This is a genomic window from Geothrix sp. (assembly GCF_030219325.1).
GTDB lineage: Bacteria > Acidobacteriota > Holophagae > Holophagales > Holophagaceae > Geothrix.
This window is the reverse complement of record NZ_CP126625.1, coordinates 1,071,239-1,092,727: the sequence shown is the minus strand read 5'-3', so window position 1 is coordinate 1,092,727 and position 21,489 is coordinate 1,071,239. Positions and strand designations below refer to the sequence as shown.

Annotated in this window: 22 protein-coding genes and 1 other RNA gene; 5 read left to right on the top strand and 18 right to left on the bottom strand. The window is 67.3% G+C overall.

Annotation, left to right across the window (positions count from 1 at the left end; genetic code table 11):
- Positions 1–2: 2 nt before the first annotated feature.
- From napA to QOZ81_RS04810, 6 genes are all read right to left on the bottom strand, one after another.
- Positions 3–2,744: a nitrate reductase catalytic subunit NapA gene (gene napA, locus QOZ81_RS04835; RefSeq protein WP_291200767.1), complete on the bottom strand. Its 2,742-nt coding sequence runs from the start codon at positions 2,742–2,744 to the stop codon at positions 3–5.
- 203 nt (positions 2,745–2,947) lie between these two features.
- Positions 2,948–3,118 carry a hypothetical protein gene (locus QOZ81_RS04830; RefSeq protein ID WP_291200770.1) on the bottom strand — a complete coding sequence of 57 codons (171 nt, stop codon included), beginning with the start codon at positions 3,116–3,118 and terminating at the stop codon, positions 2,948–2,950.
- 195 nt (positions 3,119–3,313) lie between these two features.
- Complete coding sequence (locus QOZ81_RS04825) at positions 3,314–3,967, bottom strand: hydroxyacylglutathione hydrolase family protein (protein WP_291200772.1); 654 nt, start codon at positions 3,965–3,967, stop codon at positions 3,314–3,316.
- Positions 3,968–4,017: 50 nt separating this feature from the next.
- Entirely contained in the window at positions 4,018–4,164 is a 147-nt protein-coding gene (locus QOZ81_RS04820) for a hypothetical protein (RefSeq protein WP_291200774.1), read from the bottom strand.
- Between the two features lie 7 nt (positions 4,165–4,171).
- Positions 4,172–6,343 carry a ferrous iron transport protein B gene (gene feoB, locus QOZ81_RS04815; RefSeq protein WP_291200776.1) on the bottom strand — a complete coding sequence of 724 codons (2,172 nt, stop codon included), beginning with the start codon at positions 6,341–6,343 and terminating at the stop codon, positions 4,172–4,174.
- Positions 6,343–6,588: a FeoA family protein gene (locus QOZ81_RS04810; RefSeq protein ID WP_291200779.1), complete on the bottom strand. Its 246-nt coding sequence runs from the start codon at positions 6,586–6,588 to the stop codon at positions 6,343–6,345. The genes feoB and QOZ81_RS04810 overlap by 1 nt, the downstream gene beginning before the upstream one ends.
- Positions 6,589–6,677: 89 nt before the next feature.
- Here QOZ81_RS04810 and pgsA point away from each other — a divergent pair, with 89 nt between their 5' ends.
- Both pgsA and QOZ81_RS04800 read left to right on the top strand, forming a co-directional pair.
- Complete coding sequence (gene pgsA, locus QOZ81_RS04805; RefSeq protein ID WP_291200782.1) at positions 6,678–7,247, top strand: CDP-diacylglycerol--glycerol-3-phosphate 3-phosphatidyltransferase; 570 nt, start codon at positions 6,678–6,680, stop codon at positions 7,245–7,247.
- 42 nt (positions 7,248–7,289) lie between these two features.
- Positions 7,290–8,243, top strand: a complete 954-nt coding sequence (locus QOZ81_RS04800) for a pseudouridine synthase (RefSeq protein ID WP_291200785.1) — start codon at positions 7,290–7,292, stop codon at positions 8,241–8,243.
- 6 nt (positions 8,244–8,249) lie between these two features.
- Here QOZ81_RS04800 and QOZ81_RS04795 read toward each other — a convergent pair whose 3' ends face one another.
- The 5 genes from QOZ81_RS04795 to QOZ81_RS04775 all read right to left on the bottom strand — a co-directional run bounded on the left by QOZ81_RS04795 (position 8,250) and on the right by QOZ81_RS04775 (position 12,167).
- Positions 8,250–8,693: a DUF2721 domain-containing protein gene (locus QOZ81_RS04795; RefSeq protein ID WP_291200788.1), complete on the bottom strand. Its 444-nt coding sequence runs from the start codon at positions 8,691–8,693 to the stop codon at positions 8,250–8,252.
- A 46-nt stretch (positions 8,694–8,739) separates the two neighbouring features.
- Entirely contained in the window at positions 8,740–9,399 is a 660-nt protein-coding gene (ribA, locus tag QOZ81_RS04790; protein ID WP_291200791.1) for a GTP cyclohydrolase II, read from the bottom strand.
- Between the two features lie 107 nt (positions 9,400–9,506).
- Positions 9,507–10,502 (bottom strand): DHH family phosphoesterase, encoded by a 996-nt coding sequence (locus QOZ81_RS04785; protein ID WP_291200794.1) that lies wholly within the window; start codon positions 10,500–10,502, stop codon positions 9,507–9,509.
- Positions 10,503–10,530: 28 nt separating this feature from the next.
- Positions 10,531–11,598, bottom strand: coding sequence for an adenosine deaminase (gene add, locus QOZ81_RS04780; protein WP_291200797.1), 1,068 nt, complete (start codon positions 11,596–11,598; stop codon positions 10,531–10,533).
- Between the two features lie 68 nt (positions 11,599–11,666).
- A complete protein-coding gene (locus QOZ81_RS04775) occupies positions 11,667–12,167 on the bottom strand; it encodes a Fur family transcriptional regulator (protein ID WP_291200800.1) in 501 nt (166 codons plus the stop codon).
- A gap of 107 nt (positions 12,168–12,274) precedes the next feature.
- Between QOZ81_RS04775 and QOZ81_RS04770 the strand changes: the two genes are divergently transcribed.
- Positions 12,275–12,829: a hypothetical protein gene (locus tag QOZ81_RS04770; RefSeq protein WP_291200803.1), complete on the top strand. Its 555-nt coding sequence runs from the start codon at positions 12,275–12,277 to the stop codon at positions 12,827–12,829.
- Positions 12,830–12,888: 59 nt separating this feature from the next.
- Complete coding sequence (locus QOZ81_RS04765; protein ID WP_291200806.1) at positions 12,889–13,605, top strand: class I SAM-dependent methyltransferase; 717 nt, start codon at positions 12,889–12,891, stop codon at positions 13,603–13,605.
- Here the strand turns inward: QOZ81_RS04765 and QOZ81_RS04760 are convergent.
- The 7 genes from QOZ81_RS04760 to recO form a co-directional block, all read right to left on the bottom strand.
- Complete coding sequence (locus QOZ81_RS04760; RefSeq protein WP_291200808.1) at positions 13,595–14,749, bottom strand: MFS transporter; 1,155 nt, start codon at positions 14,747–14,749, stop codon at positions 13,595–13,597. The two genes, QOZ81_RS04765 and QOZ81_RS04760, sit on opposite strands and share 11 nt — an antisense overlap.
- 30 nt (positions 14,750–14,779) lie before the next feature.
- Positions 14,780–15,538, bottom strand: a complete 759-nt coding sequence (locus tag QOZ81_RS04755) for a GNAT family N-acetyltransferase (protein ID WP_291200811.1) — start codon at positions 15,536–15,538, stop codon at positions 14,780–14,782.
- A gap of 326 nt (positions 15,539–15,864) precedes the next feature.
- Positions 15,865–16,229: RNase P RNA component class A (gene rnpB / locus QOZ81_RS04750), an RNA gene on the bottom strand.
- Positions 16,230–16,247: 18 nt separating this feature from the next.
- Positions 16,248–16,610, bottom strand: a complete 363-nt coding sequence (locus tag QOZ81_RS04745) for an ExbD/TolR family protein (protein ID WP_291200814.1) — start codon at positions 16,608–16,610, stop codon at positions 16,248–16,250.
- A 7-nt stretch (positions 16,611–16,617) separates the two neighbouring features.
- A complete protein-coding gene (locus QOZ81_RS04740) occupies positions 16,618–17,376 on the bottom strand; it encodes an energy transducer TonB (RefSeq protein ID WP_291200816.1) in 759 nt (252 codons plus the stop codon).
- A gap of 214 nt (positions 17,377–17,590) precedes the next feature.
- On the bottom strand, positions 17,591–20,098 hold the full coding sequence (locus tag QOZ81_RS04735) for a methyl-accepting chemotaxis protein (RefSeq protein WP_291200819.1): 2,508 nt from the start codon (positions 20,096–20,098) through the stop codon (positions 17,591–17,593).
- 135 nt (positions 20,099–20,233) lie between these two features.
- Complete coding sequence (recO, locus tag QOZ81_RS04730; RefSeq protein WP_291200822.1) at positions 20,234–20,971, bottom strand: DNA repair protein RecO; 738 nt, start codon at positions 20,969–20,971, stop codon at positions 20,234–20,236.
- A gap of 77 nt (positions 20,972–21,048) precedes the next feature.
- On the opposite strand from recO, the gene QOZ81_RS04725 reads away from it, so the two are divergent.
- Complete coding sequence (locus QOZ81_RS04725; protein WP_291200825.1) at positions 21,049–21,468, top strand: Spy/CpxP family protein refolding chaperone; 420 nt, start codon at positions 21,049–21,051, stop codon at positions 21,466–21,468.
- Positions 21,469–21,489: the final 21 nt, after the last annotated feature.

Genomic DNA, 21,489 nt, shown 5'->3' with positions numbered 1-21,489 from the left:
TCCTAGACGACTTTCGAGATGCGGACGGCGCACTTCTTGAAGTCGGTTTCCTTGGAGATGGGACAGGTGGCATCGAGGGTCACCTTGTTGATGAACACGCCCTCATCGAACCAGGGCACGTAGGCCATCCCGCGCGGCATCTTGTTGCGGCCCCCCAGGGTGACGCGGGCCTGGATCTTGCCACGCCGGGACTCGATCCACGCGAGGTCGCCCGCCTTGAGCCCGCGCGTCTCCGCGTCCTTGGCGTGGAGGAAGAGCAGCGCCTCCGGCACGGCGGCGTGGAGCTGGGGCACGCGCCGGGTCATGGAACCCGAGTGCCAGTGCTCCAGGACACGGCCCGTGCAGAGCCACAGGTCATAGGTGGCATCCGGGGATTCAGGCGGTTCCTGCCAGGGCCGGAAGAAGATCTTGGCCTTGCCGGGCAGGGCCACGGGATCACCCGCCTTGGGGCCATTCAGATCGCCCGCCGGGACCTTCTTCATGGCGGTGCCATAGAAGTCGATGCCGCTCCCCTTCTTGGCATAGGGATCGTACTCGTCATTGAAGCGCCAGCGGGTCTCCTTGCCATCCACCACAGGCCAGCGAAGGCCCGAGATGTCGCGCTTGAAGTAGACGTCGAAGGGCGCCAGGTCATGCCCATGGCCCAGGCCGAATAGCCGGTATTCCTCGAACAGGGCCTTCTCCGGGAACCACTTGATGCCAGCCTGCGCGACCGTGGAATTCGGCTTGCCGAAGGCCACGGGATCCGGCCATGCGAACGTCTTCGCGGTCGGCGTGGCGAAGAGCACGTCGTAGAGGGTGCTGTCGGGCTTGTAGCCGAGGGCTTCGGCGGCCGGAAGCACCGAGGGGAGCTTGCCCTTCTCGTAGCCCGGCGCCTCCAGCCCTGGCACGGGCTGCTCGCCCCACACTTCCGCCAGCGTGAACCGCTTCGAGAACTCCATCATCTGCCACACGTCGCTGCGGGCCTCGCCGGGCGGCAGCACCACTTGGCGCCAGAGCTGGGTGCGCCGCTCGGCATTGCCGTAGCCGCCCCACTTCTCGTAGATCATGGCCGAGGGCAGGATGAGGTCCGCCACCTTGGAAGAGAGGGTCGGATAGACATCCGACACCACGATGAAGTTGTCCAGCTTGCGTGCGGCCTCGATCCAGTGGTTGGCATTGGCCGAGGACTGGAAGGGGTTGGTGACCTGAACCCACAGCCACTTGACCTTGCCGTCCTCCAGGTCGCGCATCATCTGCACGATGTGGCTGCCGATCTTCGGATTGAGGGTGCTGGCCGGCAGCTTCCAGATCTCTTCGGAGTGCTTGCGGTGGGCCGGATCGTCCACGCTCATGTCCGCGGGCAGGCGATGGGCGAAGGTGCCCACCTCGCGGGCCGTGCCGCAGGCGGAGGGCTGGCCCGTGAGCGAGAAGGCGCCGGCGCCGGGCCGGGCCTGCTTGCCCGTGAGCAGGTGCAGCATGTAGGCCTGCTCGTTCACCCAGGTGCCGCGGGTGTGCTGGTTGAAGCCCATGGTCCAGAAGGAGACCTGCTTGCGGGCCGGGTTCGCGTACTCATCAGCGAGCTGCACCAGCTTGGCCTTGAAGGCCTCCAGGGACTCATCGGGATCGCCCTTGGCGAGGGCGGCCACGAAGTCCAGCGTGTATGGCTCCAGGCCCTTCTGGAACTCCTCGAAGGAGATCAGCCAGTGGCGCTGGGGGCTGCCCGAAGCAGCCTGGGACTTCTCATGCTGCACGGCAGGATCCAGGCCCCGGGCGATGGCCTCCTCCCGGGTCAGCACCACGGTCTTCTGCCGGGCCTGGGTGTCTCTCTCGGCCGTGTAGGCCTTGATCGAGTCCTCCCGCAGGCCGAAGCCGATGTCCATGGGACCGGCGGCGAAGACGCAGTGCTTGGCCACGTAGTCCTTGTCCACGGCGCCGCGCTTCACCACTTCGCGGGCCAGGTAGTTCCAGATGGCCAGGTCGGTGTTGGGCTTGAAGACGATCTCCACGTCCGCGCCTTCGGAGGTGGCGTTGGCGTAGGTGGTGAGGTTGAAGATCCGGTAGCTGTCGCGCCGCAGCCGCTCATCGATGACGCGGGCCCAGAGCATGGGATGCATCTCGGCCATGTTCGCGCCCCAGGTCACCACCGTATCCGTGAGCTCGATGTCGTCGTAGCAGCCCGAAGGCTCGTCGATGCCGAAGGTCTGCATGAAGGCCGCCACGGCGGAAGCCATGCAGTGGCGGGCGTTGGGATCCAGGTTGTTGGAACGCCAGCCCGCCTTCACCAGCTTCACGGCGGCATAGCCCTCCATGATCGTGTACTGGCCCGAGCCCATGACGGCGACACCCGTGGGCCCCAGGGCCTTGTGGGCCTTGGACCACTGGGCCTTCATGACGTCGAAGGCCTCCTGCCAGGACACCTCCTCGAAGTCGCCCTGCTTGTCGAACCTGCCGTCCTTCTTGCGCAAGAGCGGCTTCGTCAGCCGGTCCTGGCCGTAGAGGATCTGGGCGCAGGCATAGCCCTTGGCACAGAGCAGGCCGCGGTTCACGGGGTTCTGGATGTCGCCCTTCACGGCCACCACGCGGCCGTCCTTCGAAGCGACGCGAATGCCGCAGCCCGTGCCGCAGAAGCGGCACACGCCCCGCTCCCAGTTCCAGCCCTTCGCCTCGGCGGGCAGGGCCTCCAGCGGCAGCCCCGTGGCGCCGATGGTGGCGGTGGTGAAGCCGGCCTTCAGGAAGGTCCGACGGTTGAGCATCAAGGCCATGGCGACCTCCGGAAGATGATCTAGGATAGATTGGTCCTAAATATTCAACCGGATATTTTAATCGCAAATATCAACCGTTTTATTATTAAATAATTACGCTCAATCAATCCGAACGTGCCCGCTGGAAGGTGCCGGACAAATTCAGGCCTCCGCGCGGAGCGGAGGCTGAATCCTGTTCAGGTGCGACCGGCCGGCCGGGGACCTCAAATGGTCTTCGCAGAGAGCCTGGACTCCCGCCACAAACTGATCCCCATGCCCAGGAGCGTGACGAAGGCGATGCACAGCTGGACGACGATGGCCCGTCCCGGATTGTCGATGCCCAGGTAGGCCGTGGCCACGATGGCGATGGCAGAGAAGACGGGGAGCAGGTTCATCGGGATCTCCTTTTGAGGGTTCCGGTGAGTCAGCATAGGTCCAGAGATCGGTGTTGCAACCAATTTTTTTAAATTAACATGAATTAAATCTTTATATAGATCTTTTGGTCTAAGCCCTGATCCGCCGATCGGTGTCATGGTGCCAGACCGAAAGCAGCCGCGTCGCATTTTGGTGGAGGAGGAGGGGCCCATCCTTCAGCGCAGGCCATGCTTGGCCTTGAACCCCGCCCACGCCTGCTTCGCTTGCAGGAAGGCGTCGACATCGGGGCACAGGAGGAAGGGGTTGGTGCGGCGCTCCCAGGCCACGGTGGAACTGGGGCGGGCGCCGTAGTCGTGGCCCGGCCAGATCGTGGTGCCATCGGGCCAGTCCCGAAGCAGGCGCTGCAGGCTGGCCCATTCCGTGCGGCCATCGGCCTCGGACTGGGTGCCGCCCACCTTGCCCACGAAGAGCAGGTCGCCGGTGAAGGCAGCATCCTGCCCCTCCACCAGGAAGGCCAGATGGTCGTGGTAGTGGCCGGGGACATGCCAGGTGCGGATCCAGAAGGCGCCGAAGGGCACGCGGTCGCCATCCTGGAGGATGAGGTCCACGGGGCCCGGGTGGCCGGGCCCGCCCGCCACCACGGCGCCGGTGAGCGTCTTGGCCACCTCATTGCCGTTGGTGTGGTCCGGATGGCCGTGGGTGTTGAGGATGTGGGTGATCTTGAGCCCCTGGACCCGGGCCCGCTCCACCACGGCCTCGGGCGTGTACGAGGGATCGATGACCACGCCGACCCCGGCCTCCCGATCACCCAGCAGGTAGCCGAAGTTGCGATCCCCGCCGACCCGCACCTGCTCGAAGATGAAGCGCATGGGACCTCCTGCCGGGTATCAGGATGGCACCTTGGGGTTCTTCCGACCCGTCAGCCCTTGCGGGCCGCTGGACACCCACCGGAGCTGCACTTCCCGCAACTGCGGCCCCTGGCGCCGCAGAAGTCCTGGTAGGCGCCGTGGAGGAAGTAGAAGGCCGAAAAACCGGCGGCGGAAACGACAAGAAAAGTCTGGATCATGGCCACCTCACGCATAGCCGAAGGCGCGGCCCACGGCCACCGTGACCCAGGCCAGGCCCCAGCCCAGCACCAGACCATAGCCCACCGTGAAGGCGGCCCAACGCCAGCTGCCGGCCTCGCGACGGATCATGGCGATGGTACCGAGGCAGGGCGTGTAGATGAGGGTGAATACCATGAAGGCCAGGGCCGTGAGGGGCGTCAGGCCCGAGCCATCGCGCAGCGCCACCTGGAGCGGGCTGAGCTGTTCGCCCTCCTTGGGCTCCTCGCTGGCCTGGTGGATGACGGCCATGGTGGAGACCACGATCTCCTTGGCCACGAAGCCGGCGGTGAGGGCGATGACATCCTTCCAGGCCTCGGCCCGCTTGTGATCCGGATCCAGGATGGGCCGCAGGATGGGCTCGACCTTCTGCCCCAGTCTGGCGGCTAGGCTCGTGTTCACGATGCGGCTCTCATGGGCCAGCTGCAGGGCCTTGAGCCGCTCCTCGGATTCCGCGGCGGGCAGGTTCAGCGCCGCCACGGCCTGCCGCTTCTGCTGGTATTCCAGGGTCCACTCCCGGTTGGCGATGCCGGGGTAGCGCGAAAGGAACCACACCAGGGTCGCCCCCGCGAAAATCGTGGTGCCGGCCCGGGTGAGGAAGATCGACCCCTTCTCCCACATGTGGATGAGGGTGGCCTTCAGCATGGGCAGCCGGTAGGGTGGCAGTTCCATCACGAAGGGCGAACTGGGTCCGCTGAACAGGGCGCTGCGCAACAGGCGGCCCATGAGCACCGCGAGGCCGAGCCCCAGGAAGTGCATGGCGATGATGGAGAGGGCGGCCTTGAAGGGCGTGAAGAAGGTCCCGGCGATGACGATATAGACCTGCAGGCGCGCCGAGCAGCTCACGAGGGGCGTGACCAGCATGGTGATGAGGCGGTCCTGGGGGCTCTCGATGGTGCGGGCCGCCTGGATGGCGGGCACATTGCAACCGCTGCCCATGATGAGGGGGATGAAGCTCTTCCCGTGCAGCCCCATGACGTGCATGAGCCTGTCCATGATGAAGGCCGCCCGCGCCATGTAGCCCGTGTCCTCCAGGAAGGCGATGCAGCCCATGAGGATCATGATCACGGGCACGAAGACGATCACCGCGCTGACGCCGGGAATGACCCCGTCCACCAGCAGGCTGGTCAGCTCACCGGCGGGGAGGCGGTTGGCCGCGAAGGTGGAGAGGGCCTTGAAACCGTCTGCGATCCAGTCCTGGGGGATCTTCCCGAGAATGAAGGAAAGGGAGTACACCAAGGCCAGGATGGCGATGAAGATGGGGATGCCGAGGACCCGGTGCGTGAGGAGCGCATCCAGCTTGGCGGTGGGTGATTTCTTGTCATCCGGCGCCGTGGCCACCTCCTTGACCAGGCCGTGGGCGAAGCCGTAGCGGCGCTCGGCCACCAGCGTCGCGCCATCGGCTCCGAGGTGCGGCTCCAGGAAGGCGAAGCTCTTGGCCAGCTGTTGCTTGATGGCCTCGCTGGCGTGGCTCTCGCCGACCACGCGCTTGGCTTCGACGTTGTTCTCCAGCAGCTGCAGGGCCAGCCACCGGGGCGGCATGGCGGCCTCCAGCTGCTCGTCCCGGCAGATCTCCTTCTGCAGCTTCGCGAGCTCGCCTTCGATGTCGTGGCCGTAGTCCACGGTGATGCTGCGGCAGCGGTTGGATTCGCCCCGGGCCATGGTGCCGAGCAGTTCCTTGAGTTCCTCGATGCCCTGCTCCCGGTTTCCCACGGTGGGGATGATCGGGCCGCCCAGCAGCAGCTCCAGAGCGGGCACGTCGATGCGCACCCCACGGTTCTCCGCGTCGTCCACCATGTTCAGGACGAAGGCCACGGGCTTGCCGAGTTCCAGCAGCTGGGTGCTGAGGTAGAGGTTGCGCTCCAGGTTGGAGGCGTCCAGCACGTTCAAGACCAGGTCCACCTCGGGCGAGGCCAGGAAGTGCACGGCCACCCGCTCGTCCTCGCTGCGGGCGGCCAGCGAGTAGGTGCCGGGGAGGTCCACCACCTCCATGGTGGTGCCCCCGTGTTCGAAGGTCCCGCTGCGGCGCTCCACCGTGACGCCCGGCCAGTTGCCGACGTGATGCCGGGCTCCGGTGAGGGCATTGAAGAGGGTGGTCTTCCCGCAGTTGGGATTGCCCGCGAGGGCGACGGTCAAGGTCATCAGGACACCGGCTGGACGAGGATGCAGGAGCTCTCGTCCCGCCTCAGTGAAAGGTGGTAGCCCTTGATCACGAGCTCCATGGGATCGCCCAGGGGCGCGAGCTTCTCGACCCTCAGCCTGGCGCCGCGGATGAAGCCCATCTCCAGCAGGCGCTGGCGGACCTGCCCCTGGGCCTGGATCTGCACAACTTCACCTTGATCCCCGGGCTGGAGAAGACTTAAAGGGATCGGAAGATTTTGAGTCATAGTCTCAACTCCATCGACCAGTGTAGCTCACCCCTAGCGTGGAACAAGGTGGGAACCTTCGGATGTGATCTCCGTCTAAACTGATTTGGATGAACCCATCCAATTCACTGACCCTCCCCAACGCGCTGACTCTGCTGCGGATCCTGGCGATCCCCTTTTTCGCCATCGCGGTCTGGTACGGCCACCACTGGCAGGCCTTCGGCCTGTTCGCCGCGGCGGGGTTCACCGACCTGCTGGACGGCTTCATCGCCCGGACCTTCAACCAGCGCTCGGACCTGGGCGCCCTGATGGATCCCGCCGCGGACAAGCTCCTGATGACCACCGCCTTCATCCTCATGGCCTGGCGGACCAATGGCATGACCGCACCCATTCCCGTCTGGGTCTCGATCCTGGCCATCACCCGTGATCTGGTGATCTCGTTCTACGCCTTCGCCTCGGTGGACCGCCTCAGCGACAGCAAGTTCCACCCGAGCCTCCTGGGCAAGCTGAGCACCGCCATCCAGCTGAGCGCGGTCTCCCTGGGCCTGCTCTTCAACGCCTTGGGATACCGGCCCTGGATGGATCCCCTGCTGCCGGAAATGTACTGGCTCGTGGCGGCCCTGGTGCTGGCCTCCGGCATCCACTACTTCATGCGGGCGACCCGGACCCCGGTGGCCTGATAGACTGGTGCTTCCGCGTCGGGAGACGCCGAAGGAGCCGCCATGAGAAAGCCCGCCCCGAAGGGGCCGCGAACCGCGCCCGCCAGGACCACCACGAGGACCGCCGCCGAGCGATCCGCCGCCCGCTCAACGGAGCGCCCCGCCGCCCGTGCCGCCAGCCGCGCCAGCGACGCCGGGCCGGCGGATCGCCCCGCCCGCCGGCCCGCCACGCGGCGCCCTGCCCCGCCCCCCGTCAAGGCTCCCGCAAAGCCGGCCGCCCGCCCCGCGGCGCCCCGCCCCAAAGCCGCCGGGCAGGAGCGCCTGCAGAAGATCCTCGCCGCAGCGGGCATCGACAGCCGCCGGGCCTGTGAGCAGATCATCCTCGATGGCCGCGTCCAGGTGAATGGCCGGACCATCAGCGAACTCGGTACCCTCGCCAACCCCCGCCGGGACGAGATCACGGTGGACCTGATTCCGATCCACCGGGAGGACCCGGTCTACATCCTCATGAACAAGCCCAAGGGCTACGTCACCACCGTGAAGGACGACCAGGGCCGGCCCACTGTGATGGCCCTGCTGAAGGGCGTTCCGGGGCGCCTCTACCCCGTGGGCCGTCTCGACTTCAACTCCGAGGGCCTGCTGCTCATGACCAACGACGGTGCGCTGGCCCAGGTGCTTACGGGTCCCGAGCACGAGATCCCCAAGGTGTACCTCGTGAAGGTGCACCGCAACCCGCGGCCGGAACTGCTGAAGGAATTCCAGGAGGGCTTCCTGCTCAGCGGGCGCCGCCTGAAGCCCTGCCACATCGAGGTCGCCGAGAAGGGCGACAATCCCTGGCTGAAGGTGACCCTCACCGAGGGCAAGAACCAGCAGATCCGCCGCATGTTCGCCGCCGTGGGCCACCCCGTCAGCAAGCTGCGCCGGGTGCAGTTCGGCCCCCTGGCCGACCCCCTGCTCAAGCCGGGCGCCTGGCGGTATCTGAGTCCCCAGGAGATCGCGGCGATCAAGAGCCTCTAGGCCCGCTCAGACCAGATCGAGGCTCCGGACGGCGAGGAGGATCTCCCGCAGGAAGGACACCAGGGCCGCCACGAAGGCGGCCATGGCGAGGATGAACAGCGAGGCCACGGTCATGGCCACGTTGGCCTTCATCACGGCGCCGAGGAACACCGTGGCGATGCTGACGCAGACCAGCAGCGCGGCGGTGGTCCCGGCCGTGATGGCCAGGTTCACCAGGTGGCGGCGCTGGGCCAGGGTGCGCATCTCCGCATGGATGAGCCCCGCCCTCTCCTCCGTGGCGCCCTCCAGCCGCTCGCCGATGGCCCGGGCCCGGTCCACGATGCGGGCCAGGCGGGTCGAGAGCACGCCGAGGATGGTCCCGATGGACGTGAGCAGGAAGACCGGCGCCACCGAGAGCTGGATGACGTGGGAGATGTCGGTGATGGTCTGGTCGGATACGGGCGTGGACATACCTATAGCTAGCACCGATGGCCGGCTTCCCGCGAGGGGAAAGGAGCTAGAGCGCCTCTTCCTCGAAATCCAGCATGTGGCCGCTCTTCCGGGCCTTGGTCTTGAGGTAGCGCAGGTTGTGGGGGTTGGAAGCCAGCTGGTGGCGCTCGCGTTCCACCTCGATGCCAGCGGATTCCAGCGCGCCAATCTTGCGGGGGTTGTTCGTGAGCAGCTTCACCTTGGTGATGCCGAAGAACTTGAGCATCTCCACGGCACAATCGTAGGTGCGCAGGTCATCAGGGAAGCCCAGCGAGTGGTTCGCCTCCACCGTGTCGAGCCCCTGCTCCTGCAGGGCGTAGGCCTTGAGCTTGTTCAGCAGGCCGATGCCGCGCCCCTCCTGCCGGAGGTAGAGCACCATGCCGCCGTGCTCGCCAATGTGCCGCAGGGCCTCTTCGAGCTGCTGCCGGCAGTCGCACTTCAGGCTGCCCAGCACGTCGCCCGTCCAGCACTCCGAGTGGACGCGCACGGGGATGCGGCGGCGCGCATCGATCTCGCCCGCCACGATGGCCAGGTGCTCCTTGCCCGTGGCGTGCTCCAGGAACCCATAGACCGTGAACTTCCCGAACAGGGAGGGGACATTGGCCTTGGCGATGAACGGCACCTTCTCGGCCTGGAGCTTGCAGAAGAGCTCGAGCTTCGGGGCGCTGCTGGGTTCTTTGGGCGACATGGGGGTCCGGGGGAAAGTGCGGTCACCTGGTTGGATGCCGCTCGGGGGAACAAGAAGTCTGAGGTGTGGGTCCCGTTGGGGCAACCCCCAATGGTCTAATTTTTTATTTAGACAATATCCCGCCCGATCTGGCTGATCACCGCCGCCTCCACCTGGGCGATGAGGGCATCCAGCGGCAAATCGAGCTTGGCACCGGAAGCCAGACGATGGCCACCCCCGCCGAACTTCCGGCAGACCGCATTGACATCGACCCGCTCGCGGGAGCGCAGGCTGACCTTGGCGCGGCCATCCGCGGCCTCCGAAAAGAGGGCGGCCACCTCCACCCCCTTCAGCTTGCGGGGTTCCTCCACCAGCTCGTCCAGATCCTCATGGGTGGCCCCGCAGGCGTCCAGGTCCTGCTTCGTCACGGCCACGTAGGCGAAGCGCCCCCCATCGCGCAACTGCAGCCCGCCCATGGCGCGGCCGAAGAGCCTGAGCTTGGCGGGCGTGGCGGTCTGGTAGAGGGCGTTGAACGTCCGCGCCGGGTGGACGCCCTGGGCGATGAGATCCGCGGCGGCATGGTGGACCTTCGGGGTGCTGTTGGAGTGCCGGAAGTTGCCCGTGTCGCTGACCAGCCCCGCATAGAGGGCCTGGGCCATCAGGGGTGGCAGGTCGCCGCCGTTGCGCAGCCGCACCAGATCGTAGACCAGTTCCGTGCTGGCGCTGGCGCTCGAGTCGGTGAACTCGGCATCGAACCCCTTCGGTGCATCCTTCAGGTGGTGGTCGAGGCAGGCGCGATCCGCCTTGGTGCTCTCGAAGGTGGCAAACAGGGCGCCCATGCGGTGGGGTTCCGAGGCATCGATGAGCAGCCAGGCATCGGGCCAGGCGGCCAGATTCCGATGGCTTCCATCCGGATCGTAGGTCTCGATCCAGCCTTCGGGGTCCAGGAAGCGGAGATTCTCGGGTAGAGAGGGCGTCACGACGATCCGCGTCTCCTTCCCCGCCGCCTTCAGGTGGCAGGCCAGGGCCACCGCCGCTCCCACGCCATCCCCATCGGGATTCTCGTGGGTGGTGAGCAGGACCCTGCCGTGGCGGTCGAGAAAGGCGGTGAAACGATCCAGCATGAAGATCCTGACCTCGGCAGTCAGGATATCAGAGCTGTTCGCGTTTGCTCTCCAGGCTGCCGGGCTTGAAGGCCTTCAGCTCGTGCACGACCTCCGCCAGCAGCGCGCGCTTGAGCGCGTAGGGCAGGAAGGCGCTCTTGAAGCCCATGATGATGACTTCCTTGATCTCCTCGAGGTTGAAGCCCAGCTCTTCGTGGATGACCTGGAATTCCCTGCTGACGGTGGTGTTCGTCACCATGCGGTTGTCGGTGTTCACGGTGACGCGGAGACCCAGATCGTAGAACAGGCGGATGGGGTGATCCGCCATCTTCTTCACGGCCTTGGTCTGCACGTTGCTCGAGGGGCAGCACTCCAGCGGGATGCGGTGGTCGTTCACGTAGTTCAGCAGGTCGCCGTCCTCGATGAGGCGCACGCCATGGCCGATGCGGTGGGCGCCGCAGAGGTGGATGGCCTGGTGGATGCTCTCAGGGCCGTAGGCCTCGCCGGCATGCAGGGTGCAGTTGATGTTGTTCTGCAGCACCCGGCCGAAGGCATCCTTGTGCCGCTTGGCCGGAAAGTTCTCCTCGGCACCCGCCAGGTCGAAGCCCACCACGCCCTTGTTCTTGAAGGCCACGGTGAGATCCGCGAGGCGCAGCGAGATGTCCGGCGAGATGTGGCGCATGCCGCAGAGGATCACGCCGGTCTTGATGTTGTATTTGCGCTCGGCCTGCCCGAGACCCTCCAGCACGGCCTGGACGATGGCGTGCAGGGTGAGCCCCTTCTGCTGGTGGAGGATGGGGCTGTAGCGGACCTCCAGATAGCGGACGTTCTCCTCTGCGGCGTCCTCGGCCAGTTCGAAAGAGGTGCGGACCAGGCTCTCGTAGGTCTGCATGACCGAAAGCGTCACGTCGAAGGCGCGCAGGTACTCCACCAGGGACTTGCAGTCGTCCCCCACTTCCACGAAGGGCCGCAGGCCTTCGATGGAATCCGCGGGCAGCTTCACCTTCTGCTGCTCCGCCAGGTCGAGGATGGTCGGGATGCGGAGGCTGCCGTCCAGGTGGACGTGCAGGTCCGTCTTGGGAAGCCGCTGGAGGTCCTGGAGCGTCAATTTGGCCATGGCCCAGCCTAGCGCTTTACCAAGTCATCGGCTATGGCGGAGCCGCAGGCAACAGCCCCCGGACAGCATCAAGTACTGAGCTGGCTCAACCGGTGGGCGAGGACCGTGTCATCGGTGGCCTTGCTCTGGCAGGCTTTGCAGAGGCCGAAGATCTGATGGCTGTGGTGCATCGGCTTGAAGAAGAATTCCCGGCAGATCTGCTCCTGGAGGGCCTCCAGGTCGGGGCGGAAGAACTCGATGATGGCATCGCAGTTCAGGCAGATCAGGTGGTCGTGATGCTCGTCGCTGCGGACGGCTTCGTAGTGCGCGTGCTGATCGCCGAAGCTGCTCTTCCGCACCAGGCCGCACTGCACAAGCAGATCGAGCGTTCGGTATACCGTGGCCCGGCTGATGGCCTTGCCCTTCTGCTTCAGGGCCATGTGCAGCTGGTCCGCGTCGAAATGGTGCGGCTGGCCGAAGACTTCCTCCACCAGCTCCAAGCGCTCACCAGTCAACTTGAGCTGGCGGGATCGGAGAAAAGTCTCGAAGCGTTGCTGTTCTTCCGGCCGTTCGATTTTGAGCTTGCGCATGGGATCCTCGGCCGAAGTCTAACCGAATTGATTGATTCGATTTTCGCATTTTACAAAGGTAATTTCCAAAAGTATAATGATGGCTCCGTAAACATATTGGAGCCCACATGGCCATTGTCATTATCGAGTCCCCCAGTCTGACTTCCGACCAGAAAACCCGCATCGGGGAACGGGTCATCACCGCCCTCCAGCATGAAGGCCTCGCACCGGGTTCCGTGGTCGTGCTTTTCCAGCCAGAACGGGGTGACATCTACCTGGACGGACTGCTGGTGAAGACAGAGCCGGCCGGGCTCACCCCCACCCAGGCTCCCCTGCCGCCCAAGCCCATCATGGCCCCCCCCACCCCTGACCCCGTTCCCGCCTTCAAGGCCAAGGCCCGACGGTCCAAGCCCGAACTCCAGGACCTGAAGACCCGGCTCATGAAAGCCCTGCAGGACAAGGGCTCCCTCAGCAGTTTCGAGGCCCAGGTCGCCCTGGATCTCAAGGAATGCGACTGGGCCCCCGCCACCCTGCGTCGCCTGTTCACAGATCTGGAAGAGGCCCAGCTCATCGCGAAGAGTGGCCAGAAGCGGGGCACCCGGTATGTCTGGAAGGGCATCGTCAGCGCACCTCAGACCCTGCCCGCGGTGAAGCTCGTGAAGGCCGACACGGAAGAGGAATGAACGCCACCCGGCGACCACAGGGCTGATCCCGTTCAGCGGGACTCTGCCACACTCGGCCCATGGACTGGTTCGTCCGGGATTTCGACCATCCCGCCTACTTCACCATCTATGCCGACAAGGCCGCGGACGCTGCCGTGGAGGGGCCTGCCCTGGCCGCGCTGCTGAACCTCCCCTCCGGCAGCCGCATCCTGGACCTGCCCTGCGGCTGGGGGCGCCTGAACCCCCACCTCCGCGCCCGTGGGCTCCAAGTCATCGGCGGCGACCTCAGTCCCCTGAACCTGGCCAAGCACCGGGCCAGCCATCCCGTCCCCCTGGTGCGCCTGGACTTCCGCGCCCTGCCCTTCCGCCAGGAGTGCACCGACGGGGTGTTCTGCGCCTTCACGAGCTGGGGGTACTTCGCGACCGAGGCGGAGAACCTCCGTCAGCTGACGGAATTCGCCCGGGTGATCCGCAAGGGGGGAGTGCTGCTGCTGGACCTCGCCGGGCGCTCCTTCCTCCAGGCGGCCCTGGCCGATGTGGAATCCGAGTGGCTGGAGTTCTCGGAAGAGGGCTACCAGGAGCGCGCCGGGTGGGATCCGGAGGGGCGTCGCATCCTGACGGAACGTCTCTGCCAGGGCGAATCCTTCTGCCATGACATCTGGATCCCGACCGATGCCGAGGTCCGCCACTGCCTCGACGAGGCCGGCTTCACCCTGGCCCAGGCTTACGGCGGCCTGGATGGCCGCCCCTGGGAGGAGGGCGCGGAGCGCTGGATCTACCGGGCCGTCAAACAGTGAACCTGCGGGTCGCGGACAGGTAGCCGCCAAACGTGAGGGCACAGAGGGAGAGCGCCACGGGCAGGCCGAGCCCCTGGACCAGGACGCCACCGACCAGGGGACCGATCATGAGCCCCACGGAGTAGGCGAGGTTGAGGATCGAGAAGGCCGAGGCGAAGCTGGAACTCCCCTGCCGCTCCACCTGATCCGCCACCGCCGGGCTGCAGGGGCTCATGATGAAACTGGCCGTGCTGCCCAACCCCATCATGGCCAGCACCACCATCCAGGGCCTGGGCAGCAGGACCGGCAGGGGCAGCAGGATCACGGCCAGGACGAGGCCCATGCGCAGCACCTTGACCCTCCCGATGCGGTCCGACAGCCGGCCCATCAGGGGCGACGTGAAGGTGTGCGCCAGGGCCGAGGCGGCGAAACAGAGGCCGATCATCGAGGCGTTGAGTCCGAGCCGCTGGTCCATGTCCAGGGGCAGGGTCGACTCGAGCAGGGCCCAGAGCCCCGAGCCCAGCGCCATGGCCCCGGCGAACAACCGGATCACCGGATTCGCCAGCAGCTGCCGGAAGGGCAGCCTGGGACCCCGCTCCGCCTCCACCTCGGGCAGGAGGAAGGCCCGGCCGGCGGCATCCAGGGCCACCAGGCCGGCGCCGAACACGAAAGGCGCCGCCGGACCGGCATGCTGGTCGAGAAGGCCTGAGAGGGGTGGGCCGATGAGCACGCCGAGGTTCGCGGCGGCAAAGGCGGTGCCCATGGCCCTGCCCCGGGATTCCGAAGGGAAATGGTCCGCCAGGAGGGCCATGCCCGGCAGCCAGGTGGCCGCGCCGGCGGCACCCTGGAGGAAGCGGGCGACCACCAGCAGCCAGTACTGTTTCGATACGGCGAAGACCAGCGTGGTCGCCGCGAGGCCGGCCAACCCCCAGAGCATCGGCGCCCGGCGGCCGTAGCGATCCGTGAGGATCGCCACCGGGAAGGTCGCAAGGAGCAGGGCGACCGCGTAGCTCCCGAAGAGGATCCCCACTTTCATCGGGTTCAGGTCCAGCTCCCGCGCGTACCGCGGCAGCAGCGGCACCAGCAGATAGTAGAGAAGCATGTCCACGTGGAAGGCGAGGGCCGTCACCAGCAGGGCGGCGGTCTGGGGCGAAGGGCGGCGCATGGTCCATGGAACCACGCGCCGCCCTTCGATTCATCCTCTGGCCATTTCCACCTTCGGATAGGCGGCGTGGAAACCGCAGGCCTCGTAGGATCTCTGGCTCGCGGTGCCGGGAGCCGTCGAGGCACAGGCCAGGTCGCACCCGCGGGCCGCCGCGAAGGAGAGCCGGGTCTGGATGAGCGCCTTCTGCAGGCCCCGCCCACGGAGGCGGGGGATCACGCCGTCCCCGGACAGGAGCGCCACCCCATCCACGATGCCCAGCATGCCGCCCCCCGCAGGCTCGCCCTCCACGAAGGCGAGGAAGCCCCAGGCCTCCGCGACTTCAAGGGAGACGCGGAAAGGGGGATCCAGGTCGCGCCAATCGTCGCGTTCCATGAACCCTGCGCAGACGACCTGATTGTAGAGATCAGCCTCAGCGGCATCCGCGATCCGAATCTGAGGTGACGGAACCGTCGCCTCGGCGGAATCCAAAGGCCGGACCCATAGCTGCTGGAACTGGTGCAGGCGGTAGCCCCGGCCTGCGAGAAGGGGCCACAGGGATGGATCCGCCGCGGGGCTGAGTTCCAGCACCGTGGGCGAACCCAGGAAGGCCTCCACCGCGGCCAGTTCGGCGTCGGTCACCGGCTCGATCAGTCCAAGAGCCTGGTTGAGCGGATGGGCCTCGCCCCGGAAGTGGGCGAAGCCGCCGCCCACCGGCAGGCTGCGGCCTCCGGAAGCCTGATTGAAACGTTCGTTCTGAAGGGCCTGGGCACGCTCGAGACGGCGGGCCAGAGAGGGAAAATCATGGGACATGGGGAACTCCGCGCAGGGGTGCGGACCGGTCGCAAGACCGCGGTCCATCGAAAGGTCATCGGTGGTTCAGGCGAGACGCAGGACTCTCGCGCCAATTCCAGGCGCGTCGCGGTGGAGATGTCGGTTGCTGGTCAGAGGCCTACTCGGGAAACAGGACCGAGGGTAGCTCAAGCAGCGCCCCATTCAAAGGGCATGACTCTGGACGATCAGCGTCCCCCGGAACGCGTCAAGCAGACGCACGGCTCCGCCGGGCGACTGCGCGGGGGTCCGGGGGTGTGCGCGAAGCGCGGGACCCCCGGAGAGCCTAAACGCGGCCCCCTTGCGGGGGCCGTGGTGGATCGGTAAGCCGGGTTCTGTCGTGGAGCGTCATTCCTCTGGGATGGATGTCGCCACCCACCTCGTGCGACCTACCCGCCGGCTCGGTCGGGTCAACCCTCGCCGCTTGCGCGGTGCGCCGGCCTATTTGGTCTTGCTCCCTGGGGGGTTTGCCGTGCCCGTCCTGTTGCCAGTCCGGCGGTGGGCTCTTACCCCACCGTTTCGCCCTTGCCTGATCCGCTTTCGCGGCCATCGGCGGTTTGTTTTCTGTTGCACTTTCCGTCGGGTCGCCCCGCCCTGGTGTTACCAGGCCCAGTACCCTGTGGAGCCCGGACTTTCCTCTGCCCTTGCGGACAGCGACGCCCTGATCCACGAGGGCCAGCCTAGCACGCCGTCAGCCGGACCACGCCACCAGGGCCACCTTCGTGCCGGGGCGGAGGCCCTCGATCTCATCCAGCACCCGGGTGGGGGCGCTGAACGGCAGGTCGGGATGGACCCGCAGGAGGATCCGGTCCGGGCGGCCTCCCAGGGCTGCGCTCAAAGAGACACCCGGCCGACCGGCCACGTCCAGGCTCCCATCCCTGCCGAGCGTGAGGCGCAGCAGGGACGGAACCGGGGCACCGGAACCTCGATCTGGGAGCCCGGCCTTGAGCACCCTCGGCAGGGCCGGAACCAGCGTCATGAAGACGATGAGGAGCACCAGGACGATGTCCACCAGCGGGGTGACGTTGATGTCGCTGCGGAGCCGGGTGGCCATGGCGCCCTCACCGCAGCGAGAACTTGAGGGTGAGGCGGAAGGCCGCGGAGACGGGCTGGCCGTTCATGCGGGCGGGTTCGAAGCGCCACTGCCGTGCCGCCTGCTTGGCCGCCTCGTGGAACACGGGATGCCCCTCGAGCACCTGGACCTGGATCGGCCGGCCCTGCTCGTCCACGGTCATCATGAGCACGACCGGGCCCTGGATGCGCGCATGGCGCGCGAAGTCCGGATAGATCGGATCCACCTGACGCAGCACGGCGAGACCCACCGACGTGAAGTCGTGGATCACAGGACCGGCACCCACCGTGGGCGAGCCCGTGGGAGCGGTGGCGCCCGGCGCGGCGGTTCCCGGACCACTCCCGGCGGGAGGATCCAGCCGACGATCTTGGGTGGGCAGGCCAGCTGGAGCCTCGGTGGGAGGAGCCTGGCTGGGAGGCGCCGACGGGGCCGTCGGAACCGACTCGTTTCCGCGGGCCATGCCGCCGGTCACCACGGGTGGCGGCAACACCACGCGGTAGGTTGGTGGTTCGACGACAATGGTCGGTCCCGCAGGTGGCGGCTGGGGGTGGATGAGGATTGGGGGCGGCGCCAGGCTGGAGAGAGCGACCACGGCGGCCACGAGGGAGAAGTAGATCAGGCCCGAGAGCAGGACCGTCCGCAGGTGATCCGCGGGCGGCGCGGAGGCCGCGATGACGTGGGGCTGGAGGGTGGGCGGCAGGTCTGCGTAGGCAGGCCCCTGGCCGCGCGGGAACGCGACATGGAACATGGGATCTCCTGTGGGTGGCGCCTGAGAGGCCTCACCGGATCCGGCCACCACGATGAGGTGGCGGCTGGTTGGTGGCGGTCCCGGGCCCTGGATCACACACCGTCTGGGGAGGTCCAAAGATCGCTTGGATCAGGTATCGGCACGGCGAAGGGCCTGTCAAGCCCACTGGAATGAATTAATTCGAGAAATATGTCACAGATTTATCACGCCTCTTTCAGAGAAGGGGGAGCGGCATCAGCCATCCCTTCCGCTGGAGATCTTCGAGGAGGGACCAGGCGGCCCGGTAGGGATCTCCGGTGGCACCACCCAGGACCTCCTCCCTCAGGCGGACCTGATAGGGCACGAGATCCGGATGGAAGGCCCCGGCGAGGTCTGCATCCGGCTGGAACAGCCTCAGCAGCAGCGCCTCCGGGTGGGGGTGGCCGATGCTCACGACGCAGAGCGTCGCGCCCCCGGTCGCTTCCACGGCCCCGGCGGCGGCCAGCTGATCGCGGATCGGAAGCAAGAGGGACGGATCCGCATCCAGGTCCAGGCAACGCACCGGCAACGCCCCCAGCAGCGGCTCCTCGACGCCCGAATCGCCCAGCCACGGGCAGGGCTGGCGATGCCCCTCGTACGGCAGCCAGGGAAGGAACGATTCGTGGCGATGGTCATCCCGCACCCAGGCATGGACCAGCCTCATGCAGGCATTCTGCACGCCGCCGCCCTGCCCCGGTCCGATCCAGATCAACCCCTGGATCTCCCTGGGCTTCCGCTCATCCTCGCGGAAGGGGTGGTCCAGCAGTTCGGGGGCCACGGGAAGCTCGAGCCGGAGTCCCGCCAGGAAGGCCGGCAGCCCGGGATAGGGATGGGGCAGCCGGATCCGGGCGCCCTCAGATGCGATGTGGATGTCCACTCCCGGGAAGCAGAGCACCAGCGGGCTCTCCTTGAGCAGGGCCAGCAGTGCCAGACGATGGCTTTCCGTCCTCAGGGAGCCCAGCAGGTGGAGGTCCCACGCATGGCCGGTGGCATCGCACCCCCAGGCCTCCAGGGCCGACGGTTCGGGGCGGTGGAGGGCATCCTGGCCGAGCAGCTGGAGCCGCAGGCCGCCTTCTGGATCCCGGCGGCCGATCGGCGGGGAGAGCGCCGTATCGCGCTCCAGGAGCCTGAGACGCCGCTCGGCACGAGCCCAGGCGATCCCGTTCCAGGAGGCCTCGGCGCTTTCTGGCACCTCCACCAGTTGCGGCAGTTCGCCGGAGGTCACCTGCCGGTAGGCCCCGGTGCGCCGGATCTCCTGGTGCCGGGCGAGGATGTCCCAGATCTCGTCGATGTTCTGCTGGCTGATGCGGGCCAGCTCACCCCCGACCTCCGTGAGTCGCAGGCCCATCCTGGAGAGGCGCTCCCGCTGGGGCGTGATCTTCGCCTCCACGCCCCATTGCCGGACATGGGCGGCTTCCATGGCCATGGACCGGGCACCCACCTCGTGCAGGGAGAGCTCGGCCCGTTCCGAGGACTGCCGGACCTGGTCCACCAGACCCATGTGCGTCTCCAGCGCACGCTCGAGGTCGTGGCCCTGGTGGTCCATGTTCCCCACCGTCCTCAGCAGTTCGTGGACGTCGGCCATGAGCTTCTGGGTGACCTCCTGGAGATCCCACAGGTTCGAGGTCTCGCGCTCCAGCCCGCGCTGGTACTCGCTTAGGGTCCGCTCCATGCCCGAAGCACCGTCGGCGGTCTGGTCGGCGAGGAAGCGCAGCCGTCCGCCGATGGCGGCCATCCCGGCGCTGCCTCCTTCCTGCTGGGCGAGGATCGCGGCGTTTACCGCCAGCAGGCCCGTCTGCTGGGCCACGTGGTCCAATTCCTTCAAAGTGCCCTGGGCCCCGCCGAAGGAACGGATGCGTGCCTGGGCCTCCTCGCGGAAACTCTCGATCCGACGGGCCAGGGCCTCGGTCTGGTCCCGTACGCCATCGGCGGAGTGGCGCAACCGCCGCAGGCCTTCCGTGCGCGCCTGGGTCTCGTCCACGAGCCGCGGCGTATGGGCGACCAGCCCCTTCACCGACAGGGAGAGCCGGGCACCCTGCCGGAGCCCGGCATCCGCCAGCCGCCCCAGGGCGTCCTCTTCCCGGCGCAAGCGCGGAAAGGTGTCCTGGAGTTCCTCCAGCAGGTTCTCGAAGTGGTCCAGCCCCTCCCGGAGCTGATCCAGCGTGCTCCGGAAGGCCTGTCCCTGAAGGCGGAACTGGTCCGCCCTCAGACGGTAGTTCAACTCGATCTGATCCAGACGGAGGGTGTCCTCGATGGCCGTCTTCAGCTCCCGCCCCAGAGTGGCCAGCCGGGCGGCTCCCTGGCTCCGGTGCTCCGCCTCAGCGGCATGGAGCTGCTGGATGGAGGCCAGGGCCGCGTCCAGTTCACTCCAGTCGCGCCTCAGGGCCTTCCGCAGCTCCCGCAGCTCCCCCTGTCCAGCCTGGACATCCTCCAGGACCGCGTTCAGGGCCTCGGCCATCCGCTCGTCCGGCTCGCGGAGGCCTTCAGGCACGGCCATGGGCTGCCGCTCACCCCCGAGGATCCGCTGCACCCAGTCCATGAGGGAACCATCGCTGGCCAGTCCCCGCTGCCAGTCCCACCAGCGGAGGCCCGCCCGGACGAGTCCGGCCGTCGCCATGATCAAAATGGCGCCCTCCGCGGGAACCAGGGCCGAGGCGTGACGGAACAGCAGATAGGCCACCAGCCCGAGGAAGGGGAGCCCCATCACGTCCATCGGGATCTTGGACCCCGCTGCCCATCTCCATAAGGACCTGCCCAGCCCCATGCCCTTTTCCTCAGCCATGGGGTCCCATCGGCCGGTCCGGGTCCGGAGGCAAGAAATAGAATTCAGGTCAGAGGCTCAGACCGTCCGCCAGAGCACATCGTAGCTCCGCAGCCCCCCACCCAGCTCCTGGAGCAGGCGGGCCCGGAGCAGGGCCGTGACCGCCGCCTGGGCCCCGTTCCCGGGCTCCAGGGCGGGCGCGAGCTCCGCGCCTCCGGTCCTCAGGCGGCGGAGATACTCGCGCGTCCCCGGGGGCAGGGCCTCCCCGGGATCCACCGGCGTGCAGGCGGCGCAGCACCACCCCGCCTCGGGGCTGAGCAGGACGAGGGGCGCGGATTCATGCCCGCACCGGCCACAGACCCGGGGGTGGGGCAGGAGACCCATGCAGTGGAGAAGCCAGTGCTCCGCGTAGGCAAGGATGCCCAGGGCATTGTCCGGATCCGCCTTCAGGGCCCGCCCGCAGACGCTGAGCAGGCGGTAGAGCCGGTCATCCTCGACCCCTTCCCGCGCCACGCGATCGAAGAGGTCCGCCAGGCAGGCCATCACCAGGCTGGACTCCAGGTGGCCCAGCGTCAGGGGGCTGAAGCTCAGCTCACAGCGGGTGACCCGCTTCAGCTCCGCCTGTTCCTTCCCGAAGAAACTTACCCGGACCATGCCCAGGGGTTCGAAGGCCGCCACCCACTTGGCCGTGGGCTTCTTCACGCCCTTGGCCACGCCGGACAGGCGTTCGCCAAGCTCCGACAGGAATGAGACCACCGCCCCGCCCTCGGCATAGGGCACGGCTTTCAGAACGATGGCTGCATGGGTCCGGATCACCCCTCCAGTCTGACTCAACCCTTCCGCCCGGGCGGGGTCTCAACCTAGCGAGGCCACTAAACCCCGAGGAGCTGCCCATGAAACCCCTGCTTTGGTCCACCGTGGTCCTGGCCCTCGCGGCCCTTCCCCTGGCGGCCCAGCCGGAGACCAGCCGTGGGCAGCGTCCCGGGCGGATCGCCCAGGCGCTGAACCTGAGCGATGCGCAGCGGACGAGCATCCGATCCATCCGCGAGAAGCACCGCCCCGACCTCCTCCTCAAGCGGGACGCAGCCCGGCAGGCCCAGGTCTCGCTGCGGGCCGCCCTGCGGAATGCGGCCACTCCGGAGGCCCAGCTGCGCGCCCTGTATGACACCGCCTCCGCCGCTCGGTTCGGGATGATGCTGGCCCGGCGGGCAGTCCGGCAGGAGGTGCAGGCCGTGCTGACACCCGAACAGCGGGAGAAGGCCGCGGAGCTGCGGGGCATGGCCCGGGAGCGGATGCGCGAGCGGGCCGGCTGACCGCCTCGATAGACTGGGGGG